The sequence below is a fragment of the Pseudomonas sp. BT-42-2 genome (assembly GCF_025847435.2).
Classification (GTDB): Bacteria; Pseudomonadota; Gammaproteobacteria; order Pseudomonadales; family Pseudomonadaceae; genus Aquipseudomonas; species Aquipseudomonas urmiensis.
Window position 1 is genome coordinate 41,278 of sequence record NZ_JAOYTM010000001.1, and the last position, 20,674, is coordinate 61,951.

Annotated in this window: 17 protein-coding genes; 11 read left to right on the top strand and 6 right to left on the bottom strand. The window is 62.8% G+C overall.

The window, feature by feature from the left end; all coding sequences use genetic code 11:
• The first annotated feature begins 109 nt into the window (after window positions 1–109).
• The 6 genes from OIU19_RS00210 (at window position 110) to tcuB (ending at window position 8,231) form a co-directional block, all read left to right on the top strand.
• Window positions 110–1,963, top strand: coding sequence for a DUF1302 domain-containing protein (locus OIU19_RS00210; RefSeq protein WP_264232502.1), 1,854 nt, complete (start codon window positions 110–112; stop codon window positions 1,961–1,963).
• A 20-nt stretch (window positions 1,964–1,983) separates the two neighbouring features.
• Window positions 1,984–3,300: a serine hydrolase gene (locus OIU19_RS00215; protein ID WP_264232504.1), complete on the top strand. Its 1,317-nt coding sequence runs from the start codon at window positions 1,984–1,986 to the stop codon at window positions 3,298–3,300.
• A gap of 140 nt (window positions 3,301–3,440) precedes the next feature.
• The gene (locus OIU19_RS00220) at window positions 3,441–4,415 is read left to right on the top strand and encodes a D-2-hydroxyacid dehydrogenase family protein (RefSeq protein ID WP_264232506.1); all 975 of its coding nucleotides are present in this window, start codon (window positions 3,441–3,443) and stop codon (window positions 4,413–4,415) included.
• A gap of 135 nt (window positions 4,416–4,550) precedes the next feature.
• On the top strand, window positions 4,551–5,471 hold the full coding sequence (locus OIU19_RS00225) for a LysR family transcriptional regulator (RefSeq protein WP_264232507.1): 921 nt from the start codon (window positions 4,551–4,553) through the stop codon (window positions 5,469–5,471).
• A gap of 143 nt (window positions 5,472–5,614) precedes the next feature.
• Window positions 5,615–7,069 carry an FAD-dependent tricarballylate dehydrogenase TcuA gene (gene tcuA, locus OIU19_RS00230; RefSeq protein ID WP_264232509.1) on the top strand — a complete coding sequence of 485 codons (1,455 nt, stop codon included), beginning with the start codon at window positions 5,615–5,617 and terminating at the stop codon, window positions 7,067–7,069.
• Window positions 7,050–8,231, top strand: coding sequence for a tricarballylate utilization 4Fe-4S protein TcuB (tcuB, locus tag OIU19_RS00235; protein WP_264232510.1), 1,182 nt, complete (start codon window positions 7,050–7,052; stop codon window positions 8,229–8,231). Before tcuA ends, tcuB begins: the two co-directional genes overlap by 20 nt.
• Window positions 8,232–8,291: 60 nt before the next feature.
• On the opposite strand, the gene OIU19_RS00240 is transcribed toward tcuB, so the two are convergent.
• Entirely contained in the window at window positions 8,292–9,185 is an 894-nt protein-coding gene (locus tag OIU19_RS00240) for a LysR family transcriptional regulator (protein WP_186557014.1), read from the bottom strand.
• A 147-nt stretch (window positions 9,186–9,332) separates the two neighbouring features.
• On the opposite strand from OIU19_RS00240, the gene OIU19_RS00245 reads away from it, so the two are divergent.
• From OIU19_RS00245 to OIU19_RS00260, 4 genes are all read left to right on the top strand, one after another.
• On the top strand, window positions 9,333–10,412 hold the full coding sequence (locus tag OIU19_RS00245; RefSeq protein WP_264232512.1) for a 4-oxalomesaconate tautomerase: 1,080 nt from the start codon (window positions 9,333–9,335) through the stop codon (window positions 10,410–10,412).
• Between the two features lie 62 nt (window positions 10,413–10,474).
• Window positions 10,475–11,788: a C4-dicarboxylate transporter DctA gene (gene dctA, locus OIU19_RS00250; protein WP_264232514.1), complete on the top strand. Its 1,314-nt coding sequence runs from the start codon at window positions 10,475–10,477 to the stop codon at window positions 11,786–11,788.
• A 123-nt stretch (window positions 11,789–11,911) separates the two neighbouring features.
• A complete protein-coding gene (locus tag OIU19_RS00255; RefSeq protein WP_264232516.1) occupies window positions 11,912–13,216 on the top strand; it encodes a CitMHS family transporter in 1,305 nt (434 codons plus the stop codon).
• Window positions 13,217–13,272: 56 nt separating this feature from the next.
• Entirely contained in the window at window positions 13,273–14,526 is a 1,254-nt protein-coding gene (locus OIU19_RS00260) for an OprD family porin (protein ID WP_264232518.1), read from the top strand.
• 146 nt (window positions 14,527–14,672) lie between these two features.
• Here the strand turns inward: OIU19_RS00260 and OIU19_RS00265 are convergent, their stop codons facing one another.
• Window positions 14,673–15,107: an anti-virulence regulator CigR family protein gene (locus tag OIU19_RS00265; protein WP_264232520.1), complete on the bottom strand. Its 435-nt coding sequence runs from the start codon at window positions 15,105–15,107 to the stop codon at window positions 14,673–14,675.
• A 316-nt stretch (window positions 15,108–15,423) separates the two neighbouring features.
• On the opposite strand from OIU19_RS00265, the gene OIU19_RS00270 reads away from it, so the two are divergent.
• The gene (locus OIU19_RS00270) at window positions 15,424–17,325 is read left to right on the top strand and encodes a potassium transporter Kup (RefSeq protein ID WP_264232521.1); all 1,902 of its coding nucleotides are present in this window, start codon (window positions 15,424–15,426) and stop codon (window positions 17,323–17,325) included.
• Window positions 17,326–17,353: 28 nt separating this feature from the next.
• On the opposite strand, the gene OIU19_RS00275 is transcribed toward OIU19_RS00270, so the two are convergent.
• The 4 genes from OIU19_RS00275 to chrA all read right to left on the bottom strand — a co-directional run bounded on the left by OIU19_RS00275 (window position 17,354) and on the right by chrA (window position 20,560).
• On the bottom strand, window positions 17,354–18,082 hold the full coding sequence (locus tag OIU19_RS00275; protein WP_264232523.1) for an anti-sigma factor domain-containing protein: 729 nt from the start codon (window positions 18,080–18,082) through the stop codon (window positions 17,354–17,356).
• A complete protein-coding gene (locus tag OIU19_RS00280; protein ID WP_264232799.1) occupies window positions 18,079–18,618 on the bottom strand; it encodes a sigma-70 family RNA polymerase sigma factor in 540 nt (179 codons plus the stop codon). The genes OIU19_RS00275 and OIU19_RS00280 overlap by 4 nt, the downstream gene beginning before the upstream one ends.
• A 110-nt stretch (window positions 18,619–18,728) precedes the next feature.
• Window positions 18,729–19,271, bottom strand: a complete 543-nt coding sequence (locus OIU19_RS00285; RefSeq protein WP_264232525.1) for a DUF3455 domain-containing protein — start codon at window positions 19,269–19,271, stop codon at window positions 18,729–18,731.
• A gap of 86 nt (window positions 19,272–19,357) precedes the next feature.
• A complete protein-coding gene (chrA, locus tag OIU19_RS00290) occupies window positions 19,358–20,560 on the bottom strand; it encodes a chromate efflux transporter (RefSeq protein WP_264232526.1) in 1,203 nt (400 codons plus the stop codon).
• Between the last annotated feature and the right edge of the window lie 114 nt (window positions 20,561–20,674).

Consider the following 20,674-nt stretch of genomic DNA (forward strand, 5'->3'; position numbering starts at 1 on the left):
GGCAAACCTACCTGATACTCCTCGTCACCGACACCGCCGGCCTGGGCGGCCGGCGCGTCCGCGCTAAACCCATCATTTCCCTCTCTAATAAAACAACAAGAGGTTAAGAGTGAGCGCAACCCTTCTTTCCTGCCGGCGCCGCGCGCCGCTGGCGGCCCTGTGCTGCCTGCTAGCCACCCCGGTCGCGGGCGTGCAATTGGATGTTGGCCCGCTGCAAGGGCGATTCGACTCGGCCCTGTCGTTCGGTACCGCCATCAGTACTGCCAACCCTGACAAACAGCAATTGCAGGCTGCCAACGGCAACGACGGGCGACGCAACTACCGCGCGGGCGATGTGTTCTCGGCAGTCTTCAAAGGCACCCACGATCTGGAGCTGCGCGGCGACAACCTTGGGGTATTCGTGCGGGGTACTTACTGGTATGACACTGCGCAGCGTGACCACAGCCAGCGGGCTGTCGATATCGACGACGACAACCGCCAGGTATCGGCGAAAACCGCGGGTGTGGAGCTGCTCGATGCCTTCGCCTACGCACTCTACGACATCGACGGGGAGCCCGGTTCGCTGCGCCTGGGCAAACAGGTGGTCAACTGGGGGGAAAGCCTGTTCATCCAGGGCGGGCTGAACGTCGTCAACCCCTTCAACCAGGCCGCGCTGCGCCGCCCAGGTTCGGAGGTCAAGGACGCCCTGGCGCCGGTCAACCTGGTGTATCTCACGCAGAACCTCAATCAGGCATTGTCTTTCGACGCTTTCTACCAGTTGGACTGGGAGCAGACTCGGTTGGACAACTGCGCAACGTTCTTTTCCGGCAATGACTTCATGCCTGAGGGCTGCACAGGCCTGGATGTCGGCGGGCAGATGCTGACCAATCCCGCGGTTGCGCAGGCCTTGGCCCCGTTCGATGTGAGGCTGACGGAGGAGGGCGTGCGGGTGCCCCGGGGCGCCGACCAGGAGGCGCGCAACGGTGGCCAATGGGGATTTTCGCTGCATTGGTACGTCCAACCGCTGGATACCGAGTTCGGCTTGTTCGCCGCCAATTACCACAGCCGCTCGCCCTACCTGGGCACGGTGAGTAGCCGCTATTACGCCAATAGCGGCTTTGCCGGGGCGCTGTGTAGCAATCTCGGCGTGCCGCTGGCCAACTGCGCTGCCTTTCTGGCGTCTGGCACCGGCCAGACCCTGGCCGGTGCGCTGCGCATGGGCACCTCGCAGTACCGGGCGCAATACCCCGAGGACATTCGCTTGTACGGCATCACCTTCGCCACCACCCTGCGTAACGGCGCTGCCGTGCAAGGGGAGCTGAGCTACCGGCCGAACATGCCGGTGCAGCTCAACGGCAACGATGTCTTGCAATCCTTGCTCAATGCCCCCGGTCGTAGTCCGTTGAATGCCGATGGCCTGCGTCCTGCGACTGACAACACCGCTTTCGACGGTTATCGGCGCAAGGAGGTGACCCAGGCCCAGGTGTCTGCCGTACAGGCGTTCAGCCAGGTCATGGGCGCCAACCAGCTGCTGTTGATGGGCGAGCTGGGGGCCACCTACGTCGGCGGACTGGAGGGGCGGTTCGGACCGCGTTATGGCCGCTCCGGTGCCTACGGCAACGGCGAACTTGCCGATAACAGCGTGTGCCTGGCGATTTCGAAAAGCCCAGGCGATTGCAATGGCGAAGGCTTCGTGACGCCCTTTTCCTGGGGCTACCGTCTGCGCGCAACCTGGAGCTATCCGAATCTGATCCCGGGCCTGGACATCCGCCCCAACCTGGCCTGGGCCCATGACGTCGAGGGTTACTCACCCGCTGACAGCTCGGCCTTCAATCAAGGCTCGCGCTCGATCAGCTTGGGCGTGGACATCAACTTGGCCAGCCAATACTGGGCGAGCCTGGCCTATACCGATTACCTCGACGGCGACTACGGCACCCGCGGTGACCGCGATTACCTCGCGTTCAGCGTTGGTGCCAATTTCTAATGCAACCAAGGAGCAAGACCATGTCCAAGCGCAGCATGCACGCCCACTCCGCCAATCTGCCCGGCTTTGCCCTGGTGCTGGCCGGGGCGCTGGGCCCAGGGTTGGCCATCGGCGCACCGGCCGGGCAGGGCGTGATGCAGGGGTTTCCTCCTCCAGCGCAGTTGCGTGTCAACCAGGCCAATGCTTTTCAGCCACCTTACTTGCGCTGGTCGATGCGCCACGCCCGCGAGGTGTCGCCGACCCGTGGCATCGGCCGCGCAGCCGTCCCGTTGGCCTTGGCCGAAGGCCGCCGGCTAGCCCTCGATCAGGTGGCCTTGAGGGTCGGCGAGCAGCCCTTGACCCTGGCCGACTACCTTGAGCAAACCAGCACCGACGGGCTGATCGTGCTACATCGGGGTAAGGTGGTATACGAGCGCTATCTGGAAGCGTTCCAACCGGGCCAGGCGCATATATGGGCATCGATGACCAAGTCGGTCACAGGCCTGATCGCCGCCCAGTTGATCGTTGAAGGTGCGCTTGACCCGCAGCGCACACTGGCGCATTACGTGCCGGAACTAAGCGGCACGCCGTTCGGCGAGGCGACCGTGCAGGCTAACCTCGACATGCAAGTTGCGGTGGAGTATCCAGCGCAGATGCCGCCGGACCTCGGCCTGTTTGCCGCCACCGGCCTGATACCGCGAGGCGACATGCCAGGTGATATCTACAGCTTTCTTCAGCACGTGCATCAGGCCCCGCAGCCAGGTGACAAGGCGCCCTTTTTCTACCAGAACGGCTCGCCGGAGGCGCTGGCGTGGGTGTTGCGGCGCATCACTGGACTGAACTGGGCGCAACTGGTCGAGCAGCGGTTGTGGTCACGTTTCGCCGAGCACGATGCCTATGTGCAGGTCGACCCGCTCGGGACCGAGATGGCCAGTGGCGGCATCAGCTGCAACTTGCGAGACACCGCCCGCTTCGCCGAACTGGTACGCCGTGAACTGGCTCGCGAGGTCAAGGGCGACAGCTTCAACCAGGCAGTGCACAGTACGTTCCAGCCCGCCGACCCGGCGGTGTTCGCCCAAGGCAGCCTCGGCCCCGGTCGCCCTGGCTACGGCTACCGCAACTATTGGTTCCAGAAGAATGATGGCGATGGGTCGGTGGAGGCCAGCGGGCGTTTTGGGCAGAAGCTCTACATCAACCCTCGGCGCGAACTGGTGATCGTCAAGCTGTCGGCCACCGCCGACCAGGCCAGGCGCTCCACCCATGCGCACGGAGCGGTCAACGCTGCCGCGCGGGCTGTGGACTCGCCGGCAGCCTTCAGCAGCATGGTCAACGCGGTGCTGGCCGGATTACCGGATTGAGGGGGATCACCACTCGATAGGGTGGGCGCAGCCATCGAATAGCGGATGCATGACGCTTCACCGCTTAGTGGGGCACTCGTCATAAGCGCCACAACTCAGCTATCGTCTGATCCTTCCATCATCGCCAGGGGCCAGCCGGCATGCATATCGTCATTCCCGACGACTACCAGAATGTGATCCGTACGCTCGATTGCTTCAGTCGGTTGGCGGGCCACCACGTCACGGTGCTGCACGATCGGCAACCGGCCTCGCTGGAGGAATTGGCCATAAGGTTCGCCGATGCCGATGCGCTGGTGCTCACGCGTGAACGAACGCGCATCGATGCCGCGCTGCTGGATCGTTTGCCCAAGCTCAAGCTGATCAGCCAGACCGGCAAGCTTGCTGGTCATCTTGACCTGGCGGCATGCACGGCGCGTGGCATCGTCGTCACCGAGGGCCGCGGTTCGCCGGTAGCCCCGGCAGAACTCGCCTGGGCACTGATGCTCAATGCGCGGCGTCAGCTGGTAGCGGCGCTACAGGGATTCAGGCAAGGGCAATGGCAGGTCAACCTGGGTTCGGCGCTGGCTGGCCAGGTGCTGGGCATCTGGGGTTACGGCAAGATCGGCCAGCGGCTGGCGCGCTATGCCCAGGCGTTCGACATGCCGGTACTGGTGTGGGGCAGCGATAGCAGCCGGGCAGCGGCCGCAGCCGATGGCCATCGCGCCGCAGCTTCGCGTGAAGCCTTGTTCGCCGAGGCGGACATCCTCAGCCTCAACCTGCGCCTGGCCCAGAGCACGCGCTACATTGTCACTCCGGACGATCTTGCCAGGATGAAAACCGATGCACTGCTGGTGAACGTCAGTCGCGCCGAACTGATTGCCCCGGGCGCGTTGCTGCAGGCATTGCAGGCCGGGCGGCCAGGTTATGCCGCAGTGGACGTTTACGAGGACGAGCCGGTGCTCGACCCCGCCCACCCGTTGCTCAATCACCCGCGCGTGCTGTGCTCACCGCACCTGGGGTACGTGGAAAAGAACGGTTACGAGCTTTATTTTGGTGATGCGTTCGACAATCTCGTGGCGTTTTTTGCCGGCGCACCCAAGAACGTAGCCAATCCCGAGGCAATGGGTCAAAGGTAGATCTGTTACTCAACGGCAAGGCACGCAGTCAAGCCAGCTCAGGCTAGAGCTACCTGGCATGATGCATTCGAACGGGCTGACGTATCGGCAAATCCGGGCTAGCCTCTGCGGCCCCCAGCGGTGAAAGAGTCTTGTATGGAGTTACGTCAGCTTCGCTATTTCCTGAGTGTCCTGGAGTACGGCAGCCTTGGTAGGGCTGCGCTCGAGCTTGGTGTCGGCGCTTCCGCCTTGAGCCAGCAGCTGTCGAAGCTGGAGAGCGAGTTGAGTACCCGGCTGTTGACCCGCTCGAGCACCGGCGTGTCACCGACGGCGGCGGGCCTGGCCTTCGAATACCATGCGCGCCTGGCGCTGCGTCAGGCGGAGCATGCGGTGCTTGCCGCGCAAAGTGGCCGTATGAGCGGTTATGCCAGCGTGGGATTGGCACCGACTACCGCATCGATTCTTGGCTTGGCGTTGATCGACAGGATGCGCCAACGCTATCCCGACATCCGCCTGCACCTGGTAGAAATGCTATCCGGTTACCTGGTGAACCAGCTCAACGCCAGGCACCTTGACTTGGCCGTGCTGTTCCAAGCAGACGCCGGGCCTCGCCTGAATGTCCGGCCACTGCTGAACGAGCGCCTGTTTGTCCTGGTTCCTGCCGCGCTGGTCAATGCCGATTGGGGTGAGGCGCTTACTCTGGCACAGATCGCCACGCTGCCCTTGGTGATGCCCAGCACACAGCATGGTCTGCGGACTACGCTGCGTTCGATTTTCGAACGAGCAGGGCGCGAACCCCGGATCGTCTTGGAAGTCGATGGCCTGTCGCTGTTGATGGATTGCGTCTGTGCAGGTCATGCCGCCACCATTCAGCCGGGCGCAACGGTTGCCCGGGCGCATCAGGCAGGCTTACGCGTATTTTCCATCGATCAGGCGCAAGCGCAGCGACGCAATCTGATTGTCAGCTTGAGCGATGACGAACTCTCGCCGGCCGCCTTGGCTACCCAGATCGTACTGCAGGAAGTATCGCGGGAGTTGGTGGAGCAGGGCCGCTGGCCGGGCGCTCAGTTGCTTTGACGCAGTCTTCCCCTAATCCGGGCCTTTAGAAAAACTGAATGCCTCCCCGCGGTAATCGCGTTTCGCGCCCTTGAAGCACTCTCTAGAGTCCTGGGTCACCGAAAAGCGGCCGAACATCCGGCGCTGCGTGACTTGGAGGCGAAATGATCGATGTGCTAGTCATCGGAGGGGGCAATGCCGCCCTCTGTGCCGCGCTGATGGCGCGCGAGGCAGGAGCCAGCGTGCTGCTGCTCGAGGCTGCGCCGCGCGTCTGGCGGGGTGGCAATTCCCAGCACACGCGCAACTTGCGGTGCATGCATGACGCCCCGCAGGACGTGCTGGTCGAAGCGTACCCGGAAGAAGAATTCTGGCAGGACCTGTTGAAAGTCACCGGTGGCCAGACCGACGAAAAGCTCGCGCGCCTGGTGATTCGCGCATCCTCCAACTGCCGCGGGTGGATGCGCCGCCATGGCGTGCACTTTCAGCCATCGTTGTCTGGCGCGCTGCACACCGCACGCACCAATGCGTTTTTCATGGGTGGCGGCAAGGCGCTGATCAATGCCTATTATCGAAGCGCCGAACAACTCGGGGTACAGATCCGCTACGACACGCCCGTCGCCGATATCGAACTGCAAGATGGACGTTTCGTAGCCGGCCATGTGCCGGCGCGTGAGGTCCAGGGCCGGCACCTTCCTGCCGAGCGCATCGAGGCGCGCAGTTGCGTGCTGGCTGCCGGTGGTTTCGAGTCGAACCGTCAATGGTTGCGCGAAGCCTGGGGGCAGAATGAGCGAGGGGAGTGGCCTTCGGACAATTTCCTGATCCGCGGGACGCGGTTCAATGACGGGGTCCTGTTACGCCGCCTGATCGAACAGGGCGCCGACACCATTGGCGACCCGACCCAGGCGCACATGGTGGCGATCGACGCCCGCGCACCGCTTTACGACGGCGGGATCTGCACGCGCATCGATTGTGTGTCGCTGGGCGTGGTGGTCAACCGCGATGGGCAGCGCTTCTATGATGAAGGCGAGGATTTCTGGCCAAAACGCTATGCCATCTGGGGGCGCCTGGTGGCTCATCAACCTGGCCAGGTGGGGTTCTCGATCATCGACCAGAAAGCCCTCGGCCGGTTCATGCCGCCGGTTTTTCCCGGCGCCACCGCCGATAGCCTGGAGGCGCTGGCCGGCGTGCTCGGTTTGCCTGTGCAAGCCTTCGTCGAAACCGTGCAGGCCTACAACCGTGCCTGCCAGGTGGGCACCTTCGACCACACCCGCCTGGACGACTGTCACACCCAGGGCCTGGAGCCGGGGAAAAGCCACTGGGCGCGCCCGATCGATAAGCCACCGTACTACGCCTACCCGCTGCGACCGGGGGTGACCTTCACCTACCTTGGGCTGCGCACCGATGAAACGGCTGCAGTGCATTTCAATGGGCATGCCAGCCCGAACCTGTTCGTCGCCGGCGAGATGATGGCGGGCAATGTGTTGGGCAAGGGCTACACCGCAGGTGTCGGCATGTCCATCGGCACAGCCTTCGGCCGCATCGCCGGGACCCACGCCGCTGCGGCGACAGGCCACCTTCATCCAGAACAAGAGAATAGCCATGACCGCGCAACTGCCTGAACCCTACCTGCCCGATGCCGCCCAGCCGGCCCTCGATTTGATCCCGCTGTTGACCCTTGAGGAGCAGGAAGTAGATCGGCAGTTGCGCATCTGTAATGCCTGTCGCTACTGCGAGGGGTTTTGCGCAGTTTTCCCGGCGATGACCCACAGGCTGGAGTTCAACAAGGCAGACATCCATTACCTGGCCAACCTATGCCACAACTGCGGGGCTTGCCTGCACGCCTGCCAGTACGCCCAGCCCCACGAATTCGCCGTCAACGTGCCACAGGCCATGGCCAAAGTGCGCGTGCAGACGTATGCCGAGTACGCCTGGCCGACCCTCTTCGGGCGGCTGTATCGGCGCAACGGCACGTTTGTCGCAAGCGCCTTGGCAGTGGCCTTGTCGTTGTTCTTGCTGCTGACCTTGTGGGGCAACGGCACACTACTGCCCGGGCGGTTGGCGGGAAATTTCTATGCGGTTTTCCCACATAACACCTTGGCGCTGATGTTCGGCAGCGTGTTTGCCGCTGCAGGTGTCGCGCTGGCGATGGCGGTACGACGCTTCTGGCGCTCGGTCTCGCCTGCCGAGGCGTTGGCGCAACCGGCCACGGCGGCGGTGATCGAGGCGTCGAGTGCTGCACTGACCCTGAAGTATCTGGACGGTGGGCATGGCAAAGGCTGCAACAATGCCGATGATCGCTTCACGCTTTGGCGCCGACGTTTCCATCACTTCACGTTCTACGGTTTCATGTTGTGCTTTGCCGCGACGCTGGTCGCCACCGGTTACCACTACCTGCTGGGCCAACAGGCGCCGTACCCGCTGCTGAGCGCGCCGGTGCTGCTGGGCACCTTGGGCGGTCTTGGCTTGATCATCGGGCCGGCCGGGTTGCTGGCGCTGAACCTGCGCAGGGCAGCGGAGCACGGCGATGTTGCCCAGCGCCCCATGGACCGGGCATTTCTCCTGCTTCTGCTGCTGGTCAGCGCCACGGGCCTCGTCTTGCTGGGGCTGCGTGATACCGCAGCGATGGCGGTCTTGCTGGCGATTCACCTGGGCACGGTCATGGCGCTGTTCATCACACTGCCCTATGGCAAGTTTGCCCATGGCCTGTTCCGTAGCGCTGCGCTGCTCAAGTTCGCGATCGAGAAGCGTCGGCCCAACTCGCTGGGTCTGGGCGAGGACTGAGCCATGTACGCATTGTCCAGGGTGACTATGCCGCGCCGGGCTGCAAGCGGGGCGTTGGCTTCAACGGTTGGGCCATTTGTCCAGCAGGATCGACACGAATTTTTCCGCCGCTGGCGACAGCGACGCCCCGCGCCGATAGACCAACCCCAGGGTGCGAGTCACCTGCGGTTCGATCAGTGGCACGCTGACCAAGGTCGGGTGGTCGGCGCTGGGCATGGCCAGGCTGGGCATGGCAGAGACACCCAGCCCGGCCTCGACCATACCCAGCGAGGTAGACAGGTGCTGAACCTCGTAGAACCACTTGGGCCGCAAGTTGAGCCCGGAGAGCGCATGATCCAGCAACATCCGGTTGCCGCTCAGACGGCCGACGCCGATCAGGCGGTAATCGGCCAGTTCTGTCCAGGTGACGGCCTCACGGGTGGCCAAGGCATGGTCTCTGCGGCAGGCCAGGACGAAATGCTCCTGCACCAGGGAGACGAACTCGATGTCGGGGTGCTGGCCGCTCATCATGTTGATGCCAAAATCGGCCTCACCCCGCAGTACCGCCTCGAGCCCGTCGTTGGCGCTGAGGTCGAGCAGACGAATGCGGATCTTCGGGTACTGTTCGTTGTAGTCGCGGATGACCGACGGCAGGAAGTAGAACGCTGCCGTCGGAATACAGGCGAGTGTGACCTGGCCGGTCTGGCGTTCGGCGAGCTCGCGAATGCTCAGGATCGAGTCCTCGAAGTCATCCAGCAAACGCCTGGCCTTGGGCAGAAAGTCACGTCCCACGCTGGTGAGGCTGACACGACGGGTGGTGCGCTCCAGCAGCGAAGTACCCAAGCCCTCTTCAAGTTTCTTGATCCGCCGACTCAGGGCCGGTTGCGACAGGTGCAGCGCTTCTGCAGCTTCATGAAAACTGCCTAGTTCGGCGATTTTCACGAAAGATCGAATGTCTTGCAGCTCATATTCCATCTGAGTTCGCTCTCCTGCGGCCAGGTTTGATTGATCTGAAAAACGCAATAATCACTACGATATTTGCATTGGAATGATTTATCCATCCCTGTCAGTCTTGTGTCTACAACATCAATGATGTCCATTGATCAACAAGAGTACGAAATCATGCAACGAATTCCTTGCGTACTCATGCGCGGTGGCACCTCCAAAGGGCCTTTTTTCCATGCATGGGATCTGCCTGCCAACGTGGTCGAGCGCGACGAATTGCTGATCAACCTGATGGGTTCCGGCCATGAGCTGGAAATCGACGGTATCGGTGGTGGTAGCCCGCAAACCAGCAAGGTGGCGATCGTTAGCCCGTCGCTGCATGCCGACGCTGACGTCGACTACCTGTTCGTGCAGGTCATGGTCGCCCAGCGCCGGGTCGATACCGCGCCCAACTGCGGCAACATGTTGTGCGCCGTTGGCCCGTTCGCCATCGAGCAAGGATTGGTCAAGCCGCAGGACGGCAAGACCCTGGTACGCATCCGCAATCTCAACACCGGTACCTTCGTCAACTCGCTGGTGGAAACCCCGGGTGGCATCGTGCGCTACGAAGGCCGTACGGCGATCGACGGTGTACCGGGCACTGCCGCCCCGGTGCACCTGACCTTCCTCGATGCAGTGGGTAGCAAGACCGGCAAACTGTTCCCCACTGGCCAGGCCCAGGATGTGATCGACGGTGTACCGGTGACCTGCATCGACATGGCCATGCCGATGATGATCGTCCATGCCAGCGAATTGGGCATGACCGGGTCAGAGACCCCGGCGCAGCTGGATGCCGATACCCGCCTGCTGCAACGTCTGGAGGCCCTGCGCCTGAAAGCCGGCAAGGCGATGGGGTTGGGCGATGTCAGCGGCATGGTGATCCCCAAGCCTGTGCTGGTCTCGGCGCCGCGCTATGACGGCACGCTGCAGGTACGTTACTTCATGCCTCACAACTGCCACCGGGCCTTGGCCATCACCGGTGCTATCGGCTTGGCGACTGCCTGCGTCAGCCCTGGCACGGTGATCATGGACATGCTCGGCGAGCAAGCCCAGCAGTTGCAGGAAGTGCGTCTGGAGCACCCCAGCGGCGGCATTGACGTGGCGCTTTCGCGCAGCGGTGCCGATGGCAAGACGCTTCAGGCATCGGTGGTGAGAACCGCTCGCCGACTGTTTTCAGGCTTCGTCTACGCCCCCACCTTGCGCAGGCTGGCGGGGTAGGCAGGGGCGCAGCACCTCGACAACCAGCGCATCCGCACAATTTCAACAATGGGTGATGCCTCATGAAACTCGCCAAGTCACTGTATTTCCAGATCCTCTGCGCCGTCCTGCTGGGCGTGGTGGTCGGTCACTTCTGGGCGCAACAGGCCGTTGCGCTAAAGCCACTGGGTGATGCCTTCATCAAGCTGATCAAGATGATGATCGCCCCTGTGGTGTTCTGCACCATCGTCACCGGCATCGCCGGGATGACCGACAAGCGCTCGCTGGGGCGGTTAATGAGCAAGACCTTGCTGCTGTTCCTGGTACTGACCGTGGTCAGCCTGGTGATCGGCCTGGGCGCGGTATACCTGTTCCGCCCGGGTGTTGGCATGAACATCGACCCGGCCACCCTCAGCACGGCCGGCCTGGACCAGTATGCCGCGTCTGCGGCGAAGCTCAGCGTGGTCGATTTCTTCATGCACATCATCCCGGATACCTTCATCGGGGCGTTCAACAAGGGTGAAGTCCTGCCGGTGCTGTTCATCGCGGTACTGAGTGGTTTTGCCCTGTCATCGATGGGCGAGAAGGGCAAGCCGGTACTCGATGTACTGGAGTCGGCCTCGACCATGGTGTTTCGCATTTTCGGCTATCTGATGCGCTTCGCCCCGATCGGCGCCTTCGGTGCGCTGGCCTTCACTGTCGGGCAATACGGCGTAACCTCGCTGGGGGCATTGGCCAAGCTGGTCGGTACGCTCTACATCGCCTGCGCGTTTTTCGTGCTGGTGGTGCTCGGGGGTATCTGCCGTGCGCACGGCTTCAGCCTGTGGAAGCTGCTGCGCTATTTTCGCGAGGAGTTTCTGGTAGTGCTCGGCACCTCGTCCACCGAGCCGGTCCTACCGCGCATGCTGGAAAAACTGGAGAAGCTTGGCTGCAAGAAAGGTGTAGTGGGGCTGGTGTTGCCAACGGGTTACTCGTTCAACCTCGACGGTACTGCCATCTACCTGTCGCTGGCGGCGGTGTTCATCGCCCAGGCCTGCAACATCGATCTGACCCTCGGCCAGACGGTGACGATGCTGGCGATCATGCTGTTGTCCTCCAAAGGCGCAGCAGGTGTGACCGGCAGTGGTTTCGTGGCACTGGCCTCGACCCTGACGGTCATTCACGACATACCGTTGGCAGGGCTGGCCTTGCTGATCGGCATCGATCGCTTCATGTCCGAAGCGCGCGCCTTGACCAGCCTGGCCAGCAATGCCGTGGCCACGGTGGTTATTTCACTGTCGGAAAACGCCTGCGAACGGGAAACCTTGCTCAGTCGCTTGAACGGCTCCCCGGTGGCCCCGACCGAGCTGGACACGGCGCAGGCCGACTGGACTGCCGAGCCCCGGCAGCACAGCTGAAAAGCACTTGTATCTCCCATCGTTGACTTAAAATCCCACTCAACATCCCAGCGATGTCGAGTGGGGTAGGGGGCCGTCTGCCTTGCCGATGGCCGCAATAGAATAACAACAAGAGAAAAGACCATGCTCGCACTCCTGGGCCTGATCATGGTGGTGACCTTCACCTACCTGATCATGAGTAAACGCCTTTCACCGATTGTTGCGCTCACCGTGGTGCCGATTGTCTTCGCTCTCATCGGTGGCTTCGCCCCTGAGCTTGGCAAGATGATGCTCGATGGCTTGAAGATGGTGGCGCCCTCGGCAGCCTTGCTGCTGTTCGCCATTTTGTTCTTCGGCCTGATGATCGACGCCGGCCTGTTCGATCCACTGATCCGCAAGATTCTCAAGCGCGTCAACGGCGACCCGATCAAGATCGCCATCGGCACTGCGTTGCTGTCGCTGCTGGTAGCGCTTGATGGCGACGGCACCACCACTTACATGATTACCTGCGCGGCAATGCTGCCGCTGTACAAGCGCATCGGCATGAACCCGATGATCCTGGCCACGGTGTCGATGCTGTCGTTGAGCATCATGAGTGGCATGAGCCCCTGGGGAGGCCCGGCCACTAGAGCCATTGCCGCGCTGGGGCTGGACGCGACCGAATACTTCATTCCAATGCTGCCGACAGTGATCGGCGGAGCTGCCTGGGTGGTGTTCACCGCCTACTTGCTGGGGCGGGCGGAGCGCCGGCGGATCGGCAACATTGCCTTGGAATCCGGTGGCGGCAATTGCTATATCAAGGAAATCCTCGGCGACAACCCGCATAAGCGTCCGCGCCTGGCGTATGTGAACCTGGTGCTGGTAATCGCCGTGATGACCGCCCTGGTGTTGGGTGTCATGCATTCCGCACTGCTGTTCATGATCGGCTTTGTCGCGGCGCTGATGATCAACTACCCACAGCTGGACTTGCAGAAAGAGCGCATCCTGGCCCATTCGGGCAATGCCATGACCGTGGTCCTGCTGGTGTTTGCCGCGGGTATCTTCGCCGGGATCTTCTCCGGCACCAAGATGGTCGACGCCCTGGCGCAGACCCTGGTCGACTGGATTCCCGAAGCATGGAGCCACTGGTTCCCGCTGGTGGTTGCGCTGACCAGCATGCCGCTGACCTTCGTGCTGTCCAACGACGCCTACTACTTCGGCGTGGTACCGATCCTGGCCAACGCGGCGGCTGCCTATGGCATCGACCCGATAGAAATCGCTCGCGCCTCGGTGCTGGGTCAGCCGGTGCACCTGATGAGCCCGTTGGTGGCCTCGACCCTGCTCCTGGTGGGCATGGTCGATCGCGACATCGGTGACTTCCAGAAGGCCACCGTGAAATGGGCGGTGCTGACTTCGTTGGTCATTACCGCACTGGCCTTGCTCACCGGGGCCTTGTCCTTCTTCGTCTGATTTGCAGAGGGCGCGCTTGCGCCCAACTCTCCAAGAACAACAAAAGAGTACCGATCATGTCCCAAGCTGTTTTCCGTGGGGCCACTTGTGGCCTGCTCTGCGGTTGGTTGCCTGTGGCCGGCGCTGCCGGATTTATCGACGACAGCAAGCTCAAAGTGCAGCTGCGCAACGTCTACTTCAACGAAAACTTTCGCGACGAACAAGGCATGAGCGCCCGCGCTGCGGCGAGCGCCAAGAGTGAGCGAGTGGAATGGGCGCAGGGTTTTCTGCTCGACTACCAATCAGGCTTCACTCAAGGCACATTGGGCCTTGGGCTCGATGCCATCGGTCTGCTCGGCGTGCGCCTCGATTCAGGCCGCGGGCGTAGTGGGACCGGCTTGCTGCCAGTTCATGACGATGGCCGGGCAGCAGACGAGTTCGCCAGTGCCGGGCTGACGGCCAAGGCGCGCTTGGGGCAGACCGTGGTCAAGCATGGCACCCTGCTGCCCAAGACGCCGGTGCTGGTCTACAACGATGCGCGGCTTGTGCCGCAGACCTACCAGGGTACGCAACTGACCAGTACCGATGTCGATGGCCTGACCTTGACCGCCGGCTACCTGGATCGCTTCAAGCTGCGCGACTCATCCGATAGCACCGGTTTGTACCTCGATGGCTACGGCGGCAGCGAGTCTGGCGATTTCAGCTTCGCTGGCGCCGACTATGCCGTCAGCAAGCAACTGCGTGTGAGCTACTTTCACGCTCAGCTAGAGCATTTCTACCGCCAGGACTATGCCGGCGTGGTCCACGACCTGTCGTTGGCCGGCGGGGTGTTCACCAGCGACTTGCGCTACTTCAAGAGTCGCGATAGCGGCGCCGCCCATGGCGGCAAGATCGACAATCACATGCTCAGCGGCCAGGTATCGTATACCCACTCCGGGCACACCCTTGGTGCCGGTTACCAGATGCTCGAGGGTGACGCCGGGTTGCCTTACATCAGCGGTGCGACAGTCTACTCGTTCAGCAACGTCGGTATCGGCAAGTTCATCGAAGAGCAAGAGAAGACCTGGATGGCCAGCTACGCCTACAACTTCGCCGCCGCCGGCATTCCGGGCCTGACCTTCATGACGCGTTACCTGAGCGGTGACAATGGCCGTTCAGGCGACGAGGGCCTGGCGGAATGGGAGCGTGACATCGAGTTGGCCTATGTGGTCCAGGCAGGTGTAGCGAAGGGGCTGGGGGTGAAACTGCGCAATTACGTCTATCGCTCGGACTTCTCCCGTGGTCGTGACAGCAACCGCATCTACCTGACTTACGAGATTGCCATCTGGTAGCGCCCAACCCGCAGCGGCTGCGGTAATCTGGCTATGGCCAGAGCATCCGCTGCCGGCCAGCGGCCCAAGTTGCGGCATGCTTTGTCGCCGCTTTGCTTGCGCTGCTGTCTCAGAGAGTAGTGCCCCATGCAGCTTCACTGCCTGGCTCAATCCAGCACATTGTGCAGCACTTCATAAATAACGCCGGTGGCGAGGGTGATCAGCAACAAGTCCTTGCCTGCCTGTTGCCATTCATAGCCCTCGTAATGAGGTAGGCGCCCCAGCAGGCGGCTGTCCAGCTTCTTGGCGATACCGGGCGGGAGGGGTTTGCCCCGAGCCAGGTTTTTCTGGATGCCTGGCGGCAAAGCCGCTCCCGGGCTCCAGTAGTCACGATTGTCGCCGAGAATGATCCTGACCCCTGCGACATCGATCGAAGGTCCGCCGTGCTGGTGGCTTGCGCCTGCCGGGTCCTGCTTGCCGTGCTGGCCACCCTTGTCGTGTCCCTTGCCTTTGCCATTGCCAGGGTCAGCAAGCGACACCACTGCTGTGCAGCTCAGCGTAACGGCGAGCACCGCACAGAGCAGCGAGTTGAGCGTGGGCATGACAGTATCTCCTCAAGGTTTGCACGTCAGCGTAGCCGCTGGCGCTGAAACAGCCAACGCGCGGCTTGGGCTGCCACCGCTGGTTATGTTCAGGCCGCTTGGCAGTGGCTACCGGGGCTGGTTTTTTACGGTTTTTTTACGACGAGCACGATTGCCGATCCGCATACTAGCGACACTTTTTGCCCGCAGGCGGGCAGTGTCAACTTGACCTGTTTGAACCCAGGCTGCTGCGACGGTCTGGCTCTAGCAGGTTGTGGGGAGCCGGTGACGCTCATGGACTGACTGTGTTGCCTCCCCCTGTGCAGAGAAGTGATTCGTGAGCCAAGCAGCGACCGCAGCAGATCAGTCCAACCACGGTAGAGCCACAGGTCTCGGCATGCTCGTCGCCGCAGTCGGTGTGGTCTATGGCGATATCGGCACCAGTCCGCTGTACACCCTCAAGGAAGTGTTTTCCGGTCACTATGGCGTGCAAGCCAGTCACGATGGCGTACTGGGTATTCTGTCGCTGGTGCTGTGGTCATTGGTCTGGGTGGTCACGATCAAGTACGTGTTGTTCATCCTGCGTGCCGACAACCAAGGCGAGGGTGGAATCATGGCCTTGACCGCGCTGGCGCGGCGGGCGGCGGCGCCATTTCCCCGGCTGAGCAGGGTCCTGGTGCTGCTTGGCTTGTTTGGTGCCGCGCTATTCTACGGCGACAGCATGATCACCCCGGCCATTTCGGTGCTGTCGGCGGTAGAAGGCCTGCAGCTGGCCTTCGATGGCATCGACCATTGGGTGGTACCGCTGGCCGTGATCGTGCTGGTTGGGCTGTTCTTGATCCAGAAACACGGCACGGCGCGCATCGGCATTCTGTTCGGGCCGGTGATGGTGCTGTGGTTCGTGGTCCTGGGTGCCTTGGGCATCCATGGCATTGTCCAGCGCCCGGAAGTGCTGCTAGCGCTCAACCCTGCCTGGGCGGTGCAGTTCTTCGTGGTTCATCCGGGCATGGGCGTGGCCATCCTCGGCGCAGTGGTGCTGGCGTTGACCGGGGCCGAAGCGCTGTATGCCGACATGGGCCATTTTGGCCGTAAGCCGATCGCCCGGGCCTGGTTCCTGCTGGTACTGCCGGGGCTGGTGCTCAACTACTTCGGCCAGGGCGCGTTGATCCTCGACAACCCAGAGGCAGTGCGCAACCCGTTCTACCTGCTGGCGCCGAGCTGGGCGCTGCTGCCGATGGTCGCGCTGTCGACCCTGGCGACCATCATCGCCTCGCAGGCGGTGATCTCCGGCGCCTTCTCGCTCACCCGCCAGGCGATTCAGCTGGGCTATGTGCCGCGCATGTTCATCCAACACACCTCCAGTCACGAACAGGGGCAGATCTACATCGGCACGGTGAACTGGGCGTTGATGGTCGGCGTGGTGCTGCTGGTGATCGGTTTCGAGTCATCCAGTGCATTAGCGGCGGCCTACGGGGTGGCGGTGACGGGCACCATGTTGATCACCACGCTGCTGTCCGCGGCGGTGGTCTTGCTGTTGTGGAAAACCCCGCGCTGGCTGGCGATCCCCATGCTGCTCGGGTTCCTGCTGGTCGACAGCCTGTATTTTGCCGCCAATGCGCCGAAGATCGTGCAGGGCGGGGCATTCCCGGTGATCGCCGGCTTAGCGCTGTTCGTGCTGATGACCACCTGGAAGCGCGGACGCAAGATCATCTTCGAGCGGTTGGATGAAGCCGCGCTGGCGCTGCCACTGTTCATCGCCAGCATTCAGGCGCAGCCACCGCATCGGGTGCAGGGCACTGCGGTGTTTCTCACCGCCAGGACCGATGCAGTACCGCATGCCTTGCTGCATAACCTGCTGCACAACCAGGTGCTGCATGAGCAGGTGGTGTTGCTCACGGTGGTCGCCGAAGACTCGCCGCGGGTCCGGCCCGAGCAGCGCTTGGAAGTCGAGGCCTACGGCGCCGGATTTTTCCGCGTCACCCTGCATTTTGGCTTCATCGAAGAGCCTGATGTGCCGCTGGCCTTGAGCCTGTGCCAGCGTCAGGACCTGGACTTCAGCCCGATGCGTACCACCTATTTTCTCAGTCGCGAGACGGTTATCGCCAGCAAGCGCATGGGCATGGCGCGCTGGCGCGAGCAGTTGTTCGCGTTCTTGCTGAAGAACGCCAACAGCAACCTCAAGTACTTCCAATTGCCGCTCAACCGGGTGATCGAGCTGGGCACTCAGGTGGAGATGTAGACCCAGCGCCAGGCCAATGGAATGGGCATCAGATGACTTTCACCGCGCGCCCGATGAACTGGATTGGCCCGGTAGGTTTGCCCGTCGGCGAGCCCTGTACGCCCTCCAGGGTCAGCTCGAACAGCTGGTTCGCTTCAAGCGGCGGCAGCTTGTCCAACGGCAGCGAGAGGGTTTGCCCAGGCTTGACCAAACCCAGTGACACCGGCGCCTGCCAGTGGTCAGCCTTGGTCCAGAATTGCAGGGCTTTGTCTGCCGGGATGATCGTCTCGCCCAACGGGATCAACTGCACCTGTTGGCGATCGCTGGCTTGCACCACCCAGCCAGGTGCCTGGCTGTGTGGCGCCACCAGCACCACCAGGTAAGTGGGCGTGGCCGGCGGCGGGTCGCCCAGCAGCAGGGCCAGCGCCATGAGCAGGCTGGCGAGCAGCCCGGCACCCGCCAAGCCACGCCACAAGGGCAGCAGGTTCCACCACGAGTCGGCCTGTTGGCGCGACGTTGACGGGGCGGGTGACTCAAGGGTATCCAGGCTGCGTTCGATGCGCTGGCGCAGCTGTGGGCTGGGCTGTTGAGGCTCGGCCAGGGCAGTCAACTCCAGCAGCCGCTGCTCCCAGGCATCCACCGCCGCACGCAGGGCCGGGTCGTGTTGCAAGCGTGCTTGCACCGCGCGTTGTTGCTCGCCAGGCAAGGTGCCCAGGACGTACTCGCCAGCCAGTTGCTGCAGCTCATCAGGGCGCTCGTCGCCGTTCTGGGTGGTCATCCCATGCACTCCCGCAATGCGCTCAAGCCACGCTTGATCCAGGCTTTGACGGTGCCCAGCGGCGCGCCGAGTTTCTGCGCGATCTCGGCGTGCGTGCAGCCATCGACATAGGCATGCAGGATGCAGCTGCGCCGCGACGGCTCTAGCTGATCGAGGCAGTCGAAGATCTTCGCCGAGCGTGCTTGCAGGTCGAAGCCAGGCTGCTGTTCACAGACGGCTGACACTGGCTCATCCTCCTCGCCGGCAGGCACCAGGCGTGCGCTATCGCGAATGAAGTTCAACGCCAGGTGGCGGGTGATGCTGTAGATCCAGCCGCGTGCCGAACCTCGACTTGGATCGAAACTGCCAGCGCGGGTCCATATCCTGACAAAGGCATCGTGGACTACATCCTCGGCCGTGGCGCTGTCGCGCACGATGCGCCGGGCGACCCCGAGCAAGCGGGCGCTTTCCTGGTCATACAGCTCGCGCAGGGCCTGACGCTGGCCTTGGGCGCAGGCTGCAAGACAGCCTTGGTAATCGAAGCCGGGTTCGGGCAATGACACGGTGAGTTCAGCCCTCGGCAGCAGGTCGATACCCCGGCCACCGGGCTGGGGTTTGTCGAACAGCGTAGACGACTTTCACTGCGCTCACCGAGCCGCCTGGGTCGTTACTTGGCCGCCCAGAAAATGTAGTCGGCCTGGTACTTCACCACCTGTTGCTCACCTTTGTTGGCCGCGCTGCACGGCGTGCTCGGTGGCACGCCGCCTTGGGTGGCCAGGCGCTGGATGTAACTGACGCCGATCATCGCGCCCTGGCCCTCGGCCGGATTGGCCTTGACCAACTGATAGGGCAGGTCGGCCTTGCTCGCTGGCGCCACGGCCAGCTGCGTGCCGGTGACTTTCGAGCCATCCTTGGCCTGCCAGGTGGCGGGCGGGCCGAAGTAGCTGCCAACGGCTTTGCCGGCGCGGTCATTGAGTACGGCCTTGGGGCCGACGAAGAACCATTCGCTCTGGCCGGGGGCGTTGGCCTTGTCCCGGCATTGGTAGGTGATCTCGCCGACTCCGACAGTTTCCATGACCACTTTGTGGCCATCGGGGACTTTCACCGCGTCGGGCAGGCCGGTCTGGGCGTTGGCACTGTGCAGGGTCAGCGACAGGCCGGCGATGGCCAGTGTGCGGGGGATGAGACTGAGGATGGGTTTGGCATTCATGACGGTTTCTCCGCAGGGGAACGGCTCGGCAGCGAAAGGCTGCTGAAGGGATTACCCGCCAGTGGGTGTTTTGGATGCAGCCGATTTCAAAAAAAGCTCAACAACCAACCGGCAGCGCCGCCCGCGATCACCACCAGCCAAGGCGGAAGTTTGCCCAGCATCAGCGCAACCAGGGCCAACAGTGCCAGGGCCAGGTCTTGTGGCGCATGCTGTGCAGTAGCCGTTATCGGTCGCACCAGGGCGGCCAGCAACAGTCCGACCACGGCGGCATTGATGCCCATCAACGCCGCTTGTGCACGCGTGTTACGGCGCAGACGCTCCCACAGCGGCAGCACACCCACGACCAGCAGAAACGAAGGCAGGAAAATCGCCAACAGACAGATCAGCCCGCCCGCCCAGCCGCTAGGGGCGCCATTCATCGAAGCGCCCAGAAACGCCGCGAAGGTGAATAGCGGCCCCGGTACCGCTTGCACGAGTCCGTAGCCTGCCAGGAAGGTATCGCGGCTGACCCAGCCACTGGCTACCACTTCTGCCTCCAGCAACGGCAGTACTACATGGCCGCCGCCAAATACCATCGCGCCTACCCGGTAGAACGCATCAAACTGCGCCAGGGCCTGATTGGCAGACAGCTCGGCGAGGATCGGCAAGCCGATCAGCAGGGCACAAAACAGCGACAGCCACAGCAACGCAGCGCGGTGGCGGATCATGATCGGCAGCGGCTCATGGGGTGTGCCTGGGCTTGGCCTGAACAGCAGCAAGCCGCTGCTGGCAGCGAGGGCAATGACGGTGATCTGGCCGCCCGCTGACGGCAGCAGTAGCGCCGCGCAGGTCGCCACTGCCATGAAGATGATGCGTGGGATGTCCGGGCACAATGCGCGCGCCATGCCCCACACTGCCTGCGCGATGACCGCGATTGCCACCATCTGCAGACCTTGCAGTACGCCTGGCGCAATCGCGTGTGCATACCGGGCAAGGCCCAGGGCGACCAGCACCAGGGCAAGCGCCGAGGGCAGGGTGAAGCCGACCCACGCCGCCAGCGCCCCACGGTAGCCGGCGCGCGACAAGCCCAGGGCGATGCCCACTTGGCTACTGGCCGGGCCCGGCAGGAACTGGCACAGCGCAACCAGGTCGGCATAGCTGCGCTCGCTCAGCCAGTGCCGGCGCATGACGAACTCATCGCGAAAGTAGCCCAGGTGGGCAATCGGCCCACCGAACGAGGTCAGGCCCAGGCGCAGAAAAATCAGCAAGACCGTCCATGGGCGCGTGTTGGTCTCTGGGGTATCGGACATGCTCAGGCTCGACGGTGGGGGCTCGATCACCTTTATCACATTGCCTGCCATCGTGCCCCGGAATTCTCTGAGGGCAGCTTGAGGTGGCGCAACGGCAAGTCTTTCGAAACGTTT

Bases quoted from the DNA above. Each gene is read 5' to 3' on its own strand.
- OIU19_RS00240 (WP_186557014.1), bottom strand. From the start codon at position 9,185: ATGGAATATGAGCTGCAAGACATTCGATCTTTCGTGAAAATCGCCGAA.
- tcuA (WP_264232509.1), top strand. From the start codon at position 5,615: ATGATCGATGTGCTAGTCATCGGAGGGGGCAATGCCGCCCTCTGTGCC.
- OIU19_RS00260 (WP_264232518.1), top strand. From the start codon at position 13,273: ATGTCCCAAGCTGTTTTCCGTGGGGCCACTTGTGGCCTGCTCTGCGGT.
- OIU19_RS00220 (WP_264232506.1), top strand. From the start codon at position 3,441: ATGCATATCGTCATTCCCGACGACTACCAGAATGTGATCCGTACGCTC.
- OIU19_RS00245 (WP_264232512.1), top strand. From the start codon at position 9,333: ATGCAACGAATTCCTTGCGTACTCATGCGCGGTGGCACCTCCAAAGGG.
- dctA (WP_264232514.1), top strand. From the start codon at position 10,475: ATGAAACTCGCCAAGTCACTGTATTTCCAGATCCTCTGCGCCGTCCTG.
- tcuB (WP_264232510.1), top strand. From the start codon at position 7,050: ATGACCGCGCAACTGCCTGAACCCTACCTGCCCGATGCCGCCCAGCCG.
- OIU19_RS00285 (WP_264232525.1), bottom strand. From the start codon at position 19,271: ATGAATGCCAAACCCATCCTCAGTCTCATCCCCCGCACACTGGCCATC.
- chrA (WP_264232526.1), bottom strand. From the start codon at position 20,560: ATGTCCGATACCCCAGAGACCAACACGCGCCCATGGACGGTCTTGCTG.
- OIU19_RS00265 (WP_264232520.1), bottom strand. From the start codon at position 15,107: ATGCCCACGCTCAACTCGCTGCTCTGTGCGGTGCTCGCCGTTACGCTG.
- OIU19_RS00225 (WP_264232507.1), top strand. From the start codon at position 4,551: ATGGAGTTACGTCAGCTTCGCTATTTCCTGAGTGTCCTGGAGTACGGC.
- OIU19_RS00255 (WP_264232516.1), top strand. From the start codon at position 11,912: ATGCTCGCACTCCTGGGCCTGATCATGGTGGTGACCTTCACCTACCTG.
- OIU19_RS00275 (WP_264232523.1), bottom strand. From the start codon at position 18,082: ATGACCACCCAGAACGGCGACGAGCGCCCTGATGAGCTGCAGCAACTG.
- OIU19_RS00215 (WP_264232504.1), top strand. From the start codon at position 1,984: ATGTCCAAGCGCAGCATGCACGCCCACTCCGCCAATCTGCCCGGCTTT.